Origin of the sequence: Phaeobacter sp. NW0010-22, assembly GCF_040365955.1 — a bacterium.
Lineage (GTDB): Bacteria > Pseudomonadota > Alphaproteobacteria > Rhodobacterales > Rhodobacteraceae > OMPR01.
The window spans coordinates 170900-181894 of the sequence record NZ_BAABWT010000005.1 but is presented as its reverse complement, the minus strand read 5'-3'; the positions used below and the strand labels follow the sequence as shown (position 1 = coordinate 181894).

The 10995-nt window shown below is 51.7% G+C and carries 10 protein-coding genes; 1 reads left to right on the top strand and 9 read right to left on the bottom strand.

The window, feature by feature from the left end; genetic code table 11:
- Window positions 1-10: 10 nt before the first annotated feature.
- Window positions 11-424, top strand: coding sequence for an ion channel (locus ABWV33_RS12655; protein ID WP_251134305.1), 414 nt, complete (start codon window positions 11-13; stop codon window positions 422-424).
- Here ABWV33_RS12655 and cls read toward each other — a convergent pair.
- From cls to ABWV33_RS12610, 9 genes are all read right to left on the bottom strand, one after another.
- Window positions 421-1836, bottom strand: coding sequence for a cardiolipin synthase (gene cls / locus ABWV33_RS12650; protein WP_353331168.1), 1416 nt, complete (start codon window positions 1834-1836; stop codon window positions 421-423). The two genes, ABWV33_RS12655 and cls, sit on opposite strands and share 4 nt — an antisense overlap.
- Window positions 1837-1857: 21 nt before the next feature.
- Entirely contained in the window at window positions 1858-2850 is a 993-nt protein-coding gene (locus ABWV33_RS12645; RefSeq protein ID WP_353331166.1) for an HAD family hydrolase, read from the bottom strand.
- Between the two features lie 92 nt (window positions 2851-2942).
- The gene (locus ABWV33_RS12640) at window positions 2943-4502 is read right to left on the bottom strand and encodes an arylsulfatase (protein ID WP_121997352.1); all 1560 of its coding nucleotides are present in this window, start codon (window positions 4500-4502) and stop codon (window positions 2943-2945) included.
- 104 nt (window positions 4503-4606) lie between these two features.
- Entirely contained in the window at window positions 4607-5989 is a 1383-nt protein-coding gene (locus ABWV33_RS12635) for a hypothetical protein (RefSeq protein ID WP_353331164.1), read from the bottom strand.
- Complete coding sequence (locus ABWV33_RS12630; RefSeq protein WP_353331162.1) at window positions 5986-7509, bottom strand: VWA domain-containing protein; 1524 nt, start codon at window positions 7507-7509, stop codon at window positions 5986-5988. The genes ABWV33_RS12635 and ABWV33_RS12630 overlap by 4 nt, the downstream gene beginning before the upstream one ends.
- Window positions 7506-8498 (bottom strand): VWA domain-containing protein, encoded by a 993-nt coding sequence (locus ABWV33_RS12625; RefSeq protein WP_353331160.1) that lies wholly within the window; start codon window positions 8496-8498, stop codon window positions 7506-7508. Before ABWV33_RS12625 ends, ABWV33_RS12630 begins: the two co-directional genes overlap by 4 nt.
- Window positions 8495-8968 carry a DUF4381 domain-containing protein gene (locus ABWV33_RS12620; protein WP_215193651.1) on the bottom strand — a complete coding sequence of 158 codons (474 nt, stop codon included), beginning with the start codon at window positions 8966-8968 and terminating at the stop codon, window positions 8495-8497. Before ABWV33_RS12620 ends, ABWV33_RS12625 begins: the two co-directional genes overlap by 4 nt.
- Window positions 8965-9915: a DUF58 domain-containing protein gene (locus tag ABWV33_RS12615; protein ID WP_353331158.1), complete on the bottom strand. Its 951-nt coding sequence runs from the start codon at window positions 9913-9915 to the stop codon at window positions 8965-8967. Before ABWV33_RS12615 ends, ABWV33_RS12620 begins: the two co-directional genes overlap by 4 nt.
- A 13-nt stretch (window positions 9916-9928) precedes the next feature.
- Complete coding sequence (locus ABWV33_RS12610) at window positions 9929-10918, bottom strand: AAA family ATPase (protein ID WP_353331156.1); 990 nt, start codon at window positions 10916-10918, stop codon at window positions 9929-9931.
- Between the last annotated feature and the right edge of the window lie 77 nt (window positions 10919-10995).

Sequence of the window (10995 nt, the reverse complement as noted above, 5' to 3'; positions counted from 1 at the left end):
GCTTCAAATTATGTGGGGTAGTTTTTACCTTGGCGTTTGCTTTGCCGTCGAGTTGGCTCTTTTGGTATGGTGCTCGCTCACGATTCAGGCGTTTGCCCATCATTGGCACCGATATTCTCACACAATCCGAATTGCTGCACCCATTGCATTTACCCTGTTTTGCATTGTGTTGGCGCATACGATTCAGGTTTGGATTTGGGCTGGGGCATGGATGATAGGAGATGTAATGCCGGATTGGAATTCCGCGCTCTATTTCTCGCTCGTGACGTACACGTCTTTGGGCTATGGCGATATCGTTCTTGGGCCGGGACTTCGGATATTTGGGGCTTTTGCTTCGGTTGCTGGGTTGTTGGCCTTTGGATTATCGACGGCCTATATGGTTGCTTTGATGACACGCCTGTTTGAGGGTAAGCTGCCGCGCTAAAGGATCGGTGAAAACAACCGCGCCAAAGGAGCACCGTAGCGAATATAGGCAGGTTGCAACGACAAAGGTTTGACCATCTCTTTGCTTTGCAGGAAATCACGTTCCAGCATCTCTTGGATCTGGGTCGCAGCGTCAGCATCGAAAAACAGTGCCATCGCCTCAAAATTTAGACGGAACGAGCGGTTGTCCAAATTTGTTGTACCGACAGCGGCCAAAGAATTATCAACTAGGAATACTTTTTGATGCATAAAGCCATCATCGGTATACCGAAACACCCGAACCCCAGTTTCACATATCTCATCAAAATATGCGTAGGCTGCAAGCCATGGGGTTTTGTGATCGATTTTATCTGGAATCAAAAGGCGTACATCAACCCCACGGAATGCAGCGTTTTTCAGCGCGGCCATTACATCAATGTCTGGAACGAAATATGGGGATGCGATCCAGATCCGTTCCTGTGCAGCAGCGATAGCTGAAAAGAACAGCATTGATCCCGTTTCCGTTTGATCCCCGGGACCGGTTGCGACCAGCAAAGCATTCTTATCTGCTGCGTCTATTGTGGTCTGCCAGTTAAGTTGATCCAACAGTTCTTCGTCATTCGCCCAGTGCCAGTCTTCTGCAAAAATTAGCTGTAACTGCAATACGATAGGCCCGGTCAATCGCACATGCGTGTCACGCCAGTACCCCATTTGAGGATCTTGCCCAAGGTATTCGATACCGACATTGTGGCCGCCAATAAAACCAACGTTTCCATCGACAATAACCGTTTTCCGGTGGTTGCGATAATTTAGCTGAAAGCGAAATTTGGGGCCGCGTTGTTCTGAGGGGATAACGACATCAATGCCGGCATCTTGTAGGTCTTCGTAGTAAGTACGAGGGAGGGAGTAGCTGCCAACTGCATCCGTCAGAAACCGAACATGAACGCCACGCGCTGCCGCAGCGATCAGCTTATCTTGCAAATCCAATCCCAAATCATCATCACGAACGATATAGAACTGAACCAAGATGTAGTTTTGTGCAGCATCTATCGCCTCAAAGATGGAGCGAAAGGTCGCGTCTCCATCAATCAGAAGATCCATGTTGTTGCCACAAGTGACTGTTAGATTAGAAATCGCCTCAAACGGGCGCACGTTCATGGTCAGAGTATGAGCTTGGGGTGCCCTTTGCGCCGCAAACGACTTGAGCCCTTGCATAACACGCTGGCTCTCACGTCGTGATATCCGATACCCTCTGAACCGATGATGGCCAAGAAATAAATAAGACGGTACAGCAAGCCAAGGTATTGTCAGTAGGAAAACCACCCATCCGACCGCGCCTTGCGGTGTGCGGGCTGTCTTTGCTGCTTGGACAGCGGAAATTACCGCTGCCAGATAAAGTACAACTACGAAAAGAGAGGCAAGAAAAGCCCACATGGTTCCCCGCGGTGAAAGGTGTTATTTGGTCCCAGTGTAGATTCGAGACCAATCCTTTGCCATATCTACTATGAGCCAACCCAGATCCGGCCCTTTATCCAACCCGTCATTCAACCGACCGATGTGACTGTCACGATCATAGGCGTACTCTCGTTGTGCGTCGGTATGGTGGACCAACATCCCAAATCGCGGACCATCCCCAGCAGTGGTCCACTCTAACATCGCAAAGTCTCCATCTGAGTTGCCTGCCGCAAAGATCGGGCGCTTACCTAAGGTGCGTTCGATGTTGATAGGTTTGCCGTCTTTGTCGTCAACAAACGCAATACCCGGTGTTTTGACGATAACAGGTTTGCCCTCGTTCACTTGGTATTCAACATTTGTGTAAGTCCCCAACACCTGTTCCGCAGGAATGCCATAGGCCTCTTCTGCGAAGACACGCATGAAATGGATGCCACCGCCTGAAACGATGTAGGTTTTGAAATCCTCATCGCGCAAATACCGTAACAATTCCGTCATCGGCTGATAGGTCATTTCGTCATAACCCATCCCGGTGTCCGGATGTTTGGCAGTATTTATCCAATCGCGAACGGCGGTGCTAAAATCCGCGACTGTCATACCAGAATGAGAAGCATCAAGTATCTCGAACAGGGCCGCGGTTCCGCCCTTGGCAACAGTTTCCAAATCACCGGCAACAGCGGATCGAAGGACATCAGTCTTTAATATCGAAGGGTCTTTTTCAGCCAGTTCACGTAAGCGATCAATGGCGAAGTAGAGTTGAAAATAAACAGGTTGTTCAGCCCAGAGGGTGCCGTCATTGTCAAAAACGGCAATGCGATCAGACTGGGTGACATATTGGACTGAATCAGGGTCGGTTACCGTATCTACAAAAGCCATGATCCGTGATTTGGCCTCGGTGTCGGTCCAAGAGGGCAAGGGATCCGCCAGAACGCTTGTTGCGAACAGGACTGCGATCCCCGTTGCACTTGTGAGAAGTTTAAAATCAACGCTGATCATGGAAATCTCCATTTGTATAATAAGCAACAGCCCAAGGGCCGGTAATACTGTAAGAGGCGCAACAACCGTTGCGCCTCAATTGTTTCAGCGGCTTACTTGGAACCGACTTGAGACAAGATTTTTGTTTTCGCATCACCAATGGTGAAGCTGCCGGGTTTCTGACGCGGCGGGAAAGCTTCGAACGTTGCAAGGAACTGCGAAACATAGTCAGCCGCTGGCAACAGAAGGAAGACGTGATCAAGATACCAATCCCAATATGTGTTCGACGTAATGTTCGAACGCTCATAGGGATCCCGGCGCAGGTTGAACAGCAATGGAATACGCAGTTCAGTCCATGGCTCAGCCCAAGCGCGTAGGGTCTGCGGGAAACGATGTTCAAGGAAGATTACCTTCCAATCGTTATAACGCAGAGCCGTCAGGTCGCCATCATCCGAGAAGTAGAACACTTCTTTGCGCGGTGTGGTTTCCTCTTCACCCATCAAGTAGGGCAGGGTGTTGTAGCCGTCCAAGTGAACTTTGTATTCACGTCCAATGGCTTCGACACCACCTTCAAGAAGCTGTTCCTTGATCTGTGGTTCACCCGCCATAGCAACAAATGTTGGCAACCAATCCATGTGGTGCATGATCTCGTTAGAAACCGTACCAGATTGAACTTTTCCGGGCCAACGAACCATTGCAGGCACGCGCCAGCCACCTTCCCAGTTGGTGTTCTTTTCACCGCGGAACGGGGTCATCGCCGCATCTGGCCAACTGTTCATGTGTGGACCGTTGTCGGTTGAATACAGCACCAGAGTTTCATCCGCGATGCCCATTTCATCGAGCATATCCAGGAATTGACCGATGTGCATATCGTGTTCGACCATGCCGTCGCCATACTCGTCCTGCCCGGAAATCCCGCGCAATTCCGGTTTGACGTGTGTCCGGAAATGCATCCGAGTGCCAGACCACCAGACGAACCAAGGAACGTCCTGCTCTTCTTGACGTTTGATGAAATCCAAAGCCGCAGCAACGGTTTCGTCATCAACAGTTTCCATCCGCTTTTTGGTGAGCGGGCCGGTGTCTTCGATGGTGCCGTCTGCTTTGGATTTGATCACACCGCGAGGGCCGAAGCGTTCGCGGAATGCGGGATCGGTTGGGTAGTCTTCCAACTCGGGCTCTTCTTCGGCGTTCAGGTGATAGAGGTTGCCAAAGAATTCATCAAAGCCATGATTGGTTGGCAGCATTTCGTCCCGGTCGCCCAAGTGATTTTTGCCGAACTGACCGGTGGCGTAGCCGCGCGCCTTGAGCAGGCCAGCGATTGTCGGATCTTCGACCTGCATGCCTTCAGGTGCGCCGGGCATGCCGACTTTGGACAGACCTGTCCGAAAGACCGACTGACCGGTAATGAAGGAAGATCGCCCAGCAGTACAGGATTGTTCACCGTAGTAGTCGGTAAAAATCATGCCCTCGTTTGCAACACGGTCGATGTTGGGGGTGCGATACCCCATCAAACCCATAGTGTATGCTGAGATGTTCGATTGCCCGATATCGTCGCCCCAAATGACGAGGATATTTGGTTTGTCGCCATCGGCGCTAAACCCAGCCGTGGCACTAACCACGGTTGCGGTGACAGCAATCGAAACAAGCTTTAGGCTGTTTCGGATAAGGTTCATTTAAGCCTCCTTTTTGGCAATTTGAACTTGAAAATTTCTTCGATATTTGAGTCGAGCGGTTTGGTTGTACAGGTCTGTAGGACCTGTGGGATTGTTCTTTGCAATTACTGCACCCCAGTAGGATTCAGTTTTGGCAGTCTACTCGCGTGTTTTGACCTTTTGTTTTGTTGAATCACATCGTGGCGAGCTGTCAGGTAGGACCGTTTAAGGGCATCCCAATCTTGCGTGCTAACAGGCGAGGAAGGGGAGTTGAATTCCTTTCCTCCTATGTTCGTCAGGGTTGATGTTACGTTATTTTCTAAGCGCGAGTCGAGAAACGAATAGAAGCTTTTCCAACGACGTAGCGCCTCAATCGACAGGCCTAAGTCTTTTTTATGAATTGCGTTCAACACATCACGATGGGCCTGGCGTTCTGTTGCAAGAAGCTGCTCATGAAGCGCGTTAAACCAAAGCGAAACTGTGCGTCGGTATCTGCGAAAAATTCCATAAGCCAAAGCTGCTGCGCCGAACAGAAATAGCGTGAAAACTGCCATTGAGCGTGTGTTGATGGGCGGAGATGGGGGAGCGGCGAGGCTGAGTTCTATTCCGTTGACTGTAACTGTTTCGAGCGTTTGACTTTGGAGATTAAACCACTGGAATGACACTTCGGGGAGCTGAACTGTTCCACCTTCCTGAGCGATATATACTGTCTCTTCTTGTCGGGTACCGGACAGCACACCGCGGTTTTCGGTTTCTGTGACCCGAGGGGACTTCGGATAAGCGCGCAGCGGACCTGGCTCTAGAGTGGGGATCAATTCTGGGATCAACACAGCTGTTGTTCCACTGATCGTCGCAGTTATGCGTCGAGTAAACGCATCACCGAATTCAAGGTTATGTTGGCCTTCGATCTCTTGTTTGAGTGTAAATCCCTGTGCCAAAATTGGAGGATAGAGTGTTTGAGCCCCCGGCGGAAGTATTGCAGTAAATTGTATCGGTTCAATTGGGGCGTTGACCTGATTTTCTGCCCCTGTGGATGTGGGGTCGGAGAACGTGATTATCAGGTCTTGACCTGCAATTTCGAAATCCCCGGCGACCAAGGGGTATAATCGGTAGCTGCGGGTTGTTCCGGACCAGGTTTCCCCATCAATCCGCTCGCTAATTGGCTGGGTGGCGCGCTCGGGAAGGCGGACCATCAAATTAGGAACTTCAAAATTGGGATAAACTGGCGGCTTGGGCATATAAGTCGGGACCAGAACCGTCAGCCGAACAACGACTGGTTGGCCCACGATTATGTTTTCTTCCGGTATTTCGACACGGATTAATGGTTCGATCTGGTTCGATTTGGCGGCCGTTTCTTCAGATGTGGGGGCATTTTGCATACTGTCTTGCGTCGGTGCCACGTTTTCCTGAGCCAATGGCTGCGGGTAGGACCTGCGTTGCTGTGTTTGTGCAAAGGCTGGCAAGCCTAGGCTGGCGAGCATACAGAAACAGATCAAAGTCCGTATCATTCGCGCACCCCTTGATTATCAAGCAGGAACCGGCTGCGCAGGAATTTGCCCATATCGGTGTCGATGCTGGAAATCCATTGCTCTGATGTCAAAGGGGGGGCGTCGAGATCTGAGGCTTCGATGACTGTATCCTTCCCCTTGGCCTCGGCGTTGTCAAAAACAACATCATCAGCCCCGATTCCAGAGTCTTCACCGGTGTCAGATTGCTCTCGGCTGGTTTCCACATAGTCGAGAATAAATTTGGCTAGGTCGCGATTTTGTTCTGCTTCTTGCCACCCTGGCTTGCGCTCTAATGCCTTGTCAAAGGCGGCGATAGCTGGCCGATACTCTCGGTTTCGAATGCGGGCCATTCCTTCAGCAAAGGCAGCGTCTGCAGTAGCTTGGGCGGCAAATATTTCCGATGCTTCGGCGTATTGCCCTGCTTTGTAGGCCGAATAGCCTTTCAAATAAGGATCTTGAAACAAAGTCGCTGCTTTTGAAAATTCCTTATGGTTAAGGGCGCGTTGTCCTTGCTGGTCTGGGGTCCAGAACCAGTCCTGCCACCCTTCAGCATAGCTCGCTTGCGGCGCCAGCGCCCAAACTCCGAACATCCCAATGCTAAGCCATTTCATGGTCCAACCACGTCTAAACCAAAACAAAATTAATAATAGGGCAGGCCATCCCAAAATCCAGCCGCAGTCATCCCAATCCAATCGATCGTCATCGGCCAACGCTGCAGCATATGCCGATCGTACGGCGCGCTCGATCTGTAAGATGTCACTGTTATCTGCTGTCATTTCTACAATTTTGGCATTCGGGACTTTGCCCAACTGAGACAGTTTGGAACCAGAGGGCAGAGCGGTCAGGAAAATGACCGGTGGGCGTGGTGGGTCTCGGTCTGCTGTAAAGGTGGCAATCTGAGCTGGATTCATATCATCCAAAACAAAAAGAACAGCCCCCGGAGAGTTCTTTGTTCCAATGTTGTCGACAGCCAATTCAAGTGCTGCACCAGCCGCGTCTCCGGAGACTGGCATGACAGCAGCCGATAACCCTTCCAACAACGGTCTGAGGATATTGGGGTCTTCGGTTAACGGGGCAACGCGATGTGCTGTTCCGGAGTAGGCGATCAGAGCTGTTCGCGCTCCGGCTCGCGCTGAAATCAGGTCAAGTATTTTGAACTTTGAGCGCTCCAAACGGGATGGCGCCAAATCGCTTTGCTCCATACTCTCTGTAACTTTTAATGCCACGACCAGCGGTGCGGTTTCTGCGACCAAAGGGTTGGGAACCCGGCTCCATGTGGGGCCAGCAACGGCTAAAACGATAAGCAAACCGCACAGCATAACACCATCAATCGGAACTAGCCGTCGCGTTTGACCACTTCCGACCTGCAGGGCCTTGGCCAAATGCGGTGCGATCCCCTGAACTGCGGGTTCGCTTGTCTGTCGCTTTGGTCGGGCAAAACGCCATAGCAAGGCAATGACAGGAAGCGCCAATAGCCAAAGCGGTCTAAGGAAATGAAACTGATCAAAGCTTTCGATCATTGGCGTGCCCGCGCGTTGCGTCGCTGAGATAACGTGAACCCTGCAACCGTTCCTAAAATGATCAGAAGCGCGAGCGCGAAAGGGAGATGTGTCAGACTGCGTTTGGGGCGATAAGACAACGTTTCGGTGGCACGCGGGTTTTGTTTGTCGATCTCGGAATACACCGCGGTCAGAGCGGTTTCATCGTCGGCGAAAAAGAACTGCCCTCCTGTGCGATTGGCGATCTCTTTCAACGTAGCAAGGTCAACGCGACTTTCGCCCGTCGCGTCAGGATCCCCGACGCCGACCGTATAAACAACCACACCTTTGTCAGAAGCGATCTGAGCAGCATTGATCGGAGTCATACGACTGGAGGTATCGGTTCCATCGCTCAACAGAATCATCAATCTTTTTTCGACTTCGCTGGCCTCAAAGGTTTGAATTCCCAAACCAATCGCATCGCCTAAAGCGGTGTTTGGCCCGGCGATTCCTACAACGATTTGATCAAGAAAGCCGTTTAGGCTTTGTAAATCTTCGGTAAAGGGGGCCTGAACGTAGGCCCGTGTTCCAAAAATAATGAGCGCGATACGATCACCACTACGCTCGGCGATAAAGCTGCGGATAACGGATTTGACGGCCTCTAGTCTTTGTTGACGTGATCCATCAGCAGTTTTGAAGTCGCGATCATCCATTGAACCGGAAATATCCAATGCAAGAACCACATCGCGCGCGGCAGTCTCCACAACGATGGGTTCCCCCAATCGTTCGGGGCGAGAGAGCCCGACAAGGACGAGCACCCAGACAGCAATCGCTGCTATGACCTGTATCCGTTTGCGCCGTAGCACGACCGCACCAGCGCGGGCTTCGACTCCAGCGGCCTCAGTAATTTGACGAAAAAAAGGAACACGGATGGCAGCAACCTGATCCCGGTGCGGCGGCAAAAAACGCCAGACGAGCCATGGCAGTGGAAGCAGGATCAAAACCCAAGGCATGGCAATGGAATAGCTCACTGCGGCACCTCACTTTGGTGCTTGTTAATCCAAAAACGGGCCAACTTGGTCACATCTTTATTGGGCTTCGGCGCCCGATAAGGTGCAGAGATCAGGTTTTGCCCGGTTTCTGACAAAAATCCACAATTCCCGCTAGTCCGGTCCAAAAACGTGAGCCACTCATTTCCATACAATCCCGCAACCCGGCTACGCGGATAGGCAGCCAATGCAGTACGTCGCAAAAGAACGGCGATTTGGGCAGGGTCATCTTGCAAGTGTTCAAGGTTCTGTAATGCGATTTTCCGATACGCGTTTGCTGCACGGTGCTTGATGACCCGTCTTGCAGCCCAAGCCCCAAGCAGGGCGATCGCGCCTCCTAGAAAAGCCCAGCCAATTGTTTGCGGCATCATCGAAATAGCGGGCGGCTCGGTGATGGGGACCAACATGTCAAGCAATTCGGTAAGCGATTTGCCAGAATACTCTTCAGTCATTTACGCCCCCTGTGTCCAAACAGAGCCAGCATTTGATCAAGCGCCGGTTTATCGGTTTCAAGTGGGACAACCGGAAAGCCATATTTCCGCGACCACGCGTGCAGTATATCCAATCTGTTCACGAGTGCGGTATTTATGCGTGCACGCACAGCGGGATCAGAGGCGTCTAGGTCAGCCTGTTGCGTGCCATCGGAAATGGCCAGCCTCAAAGATGCAGGCAAACCTCGGGATGCTGGGTCAAACACATTGAAAACAATCAGATCATTGGCAAGGGCAAGCTTGCGCAAGTATTTTTCAGATTCGTCGTTCAACCCTTCGAAATCTGAAAACAACGCTACAAGCGTATTGGTTTTAACGTTCCGGACAGTGCGTTGTAGCAGCGTGTTGAGGTGTATCGGCTTAGCTGGCACAGCTTGGGTTGGATGAAGCAGATTATTAGCTTGAGCTATGGAGTTCACCAATTGATTCAAAGCCAATGCGCGTCGCTGTGGTGGATGCTCGGCTATGATGGTTTCCCCAAACACCAGTCCGCCAATCCGATCCCCTTGGTCCAGTATGCGATGGGCAACGATGGCTGCGGCTTCGGCGGCCACAACGGATTTCATGTAAACTTGGCTGCCAAAAAACATGGACATGCGTTGGTCAATGACGAGAAGTGCAGGGCGATCGCGTTCTTCGGTATAAACCCGCACATGAGGTTCGCCGGTGCGGGCAGTGACTTTCCAGTCGATGGTGCGAATATCATCTCCAGGCAGATAGCCGCGCAATTCTTCGAAATTCAAACCGCGTCCCCGCAGACGCGAGCCATGGCGGCCGTTCAGAATCGAGCTCGCAGGTTGACGCGGCAACAGACTAAGAGCGCGTGCTCCATGAGCGAGCCGGCGCAATTGATCAACGGTCACGTGGATCCGCGGGTCTCTGTCTTTTCGGGGATCTGGCTGTGCCATTGGGACCTCCGGCTCAGGGCAATGCGACCAGTTTGACGATTTCGTCGGTTACGTCATCTGCGTGTTTGTCGTCGCCTTGGGCTTCGAAGCTGAGGGTGAGGCGATGACGGAAGACGTCTGGAAGAACAGCTCTAACATCCAACGGATCAACATAATCTCGGCCCGCGAGCCAAGCATGTGCTCGCCCGCACTTGTCTAGCGCAAGCGAAGCGCGCGGACTGGCACCGATGTCTATCCAACGTGCCAGATCTGGGCTGAGCTTTTCGGGTTCGCGCGTCGCATAGACCAGATCCGCCATATAACGTTCCATCAAATCCGAAACATGGATGCGCCCGATCTCTGCGCGAGCCTGAAAAATGGCATCTTGCGGGATTGCATCGGGTTTTTCTGCTTTTTCGGTTTTGGTTCGATCTTGGAGAGCCGCGATTTCTTCTGCGCGAACCAAACGGATCACCTCAACCTCATCCTCAACCGGGGGATAGGTGATATTCACGTGCATCAGAAAGCGGTCCATCTGTGCCTCGGGCAATGGATATGTGCCTTCTTGTTCAACGGGGTTCTGCGTTGCCATAACAATGAATAGGGGTTCCATTGTATGAGTGGTCCCGGACACAGTCACCTGTCGTTCTTCCATGGCCTCCAGCAGTGCTGCTTGCACTTTGGCCGGGGCGCGGTTGATTTCATCTGCCAACACGATGTTGGCAAAGATAGGTCCCGGCGAAAACTTAAAGATTCCACCTTGTTCTGTTTGAGTGTAAATCTCGGTTCCTGTGACGTCAGAGGGAAGCAGGTCAGGAGTAAACTGAATGCGACTAAAGTCCGCAGCCAGATTTTTTGCCATTGCTTTGATCGCGCGCGTTTTGGCCAAACCCGGCAGCCCTTCGACCAATAGGTTTCCATTGGCGAGCAGTCCGATCAAAAGCCTATCGATCACATCTGTTTGACCGATAATGGATTGGGCCATGCGGGATTTCAGGTCTAAAATCTGAGCGTGGGCTGTCATATCAATCTCTTTTCGTTCGGATAATGCCTAGGTATCAAGTGTTGCGCGTTACGTTTAGCGGAGATCTATACCAAAAT

Bases quoted from the DNA above. Each gene is read 5' to 3' on its own strand.
- ABWV33_RS12645 (WP_353331166.1), bottom strand. From the start codon at position 2,850: ATGATCAGCGTTGATTTTAAACTTCTCACAAGTGCAACGGGGATCGCA.
- ABWV33_RS12655 (WP_251134305.1), top strand. From the start codon at position 11: ATGTGGGGTAGTTTTTACCTTGGCGTTTGCTTTGCCGTCGAGTTGGCT.
- cls (WP_353331168.1), bottom strand. From the start codon at position 1,836: ATGTGGGCTTTTCTTGCCTCTCTTTTCGTAGTTGTACTTTATCTGGCA.
- ABWV33_RS12630 (WP_353331162.1), bottom strand. From the start codon at position 7,509: ATGATCGAAAGCTTTGATCAGTTTCATTTCCTTAGACCGCTTTGGCTA.
- ABWV33_RS12610 (WP_353331156.1), bottom strand. From the start codon at position 10,918: ATGACAGCCCACGCTCAGATTTTAGACCTGAAATCCCGCATGGCCCAA.
- ABWV33_RS12615 (WP_353331158.1), bottom strand. From the start codon at position 9,915: ATGGCACAGCCAGATCCCCGAAAAGACAGAGACCCGCGGATCCACGTG.
- ABWV33_RS12620 (WP_215193651.1), bottom strand. From the start codon at position 8,968: ATGACTGAAGAGTATTCTGGCAAATCGCTTACCGAATTGCTTGACATG.
- ABWV33_RS12635 (WP_353331164.1), bottom strand. From the start codon at position 5,989: ATGATACGGACTTTGATCTGTTTCTGTATGCTCGCCAGCCTAGGCTTG.
- ABWV33_RS12640 (WP_121997352.1), bottom strand. From the start codon at position 4,502: ATGAACCTTATCCGAAACAGCCTAAAGCTTGTTTCGATTGCTGTCACC.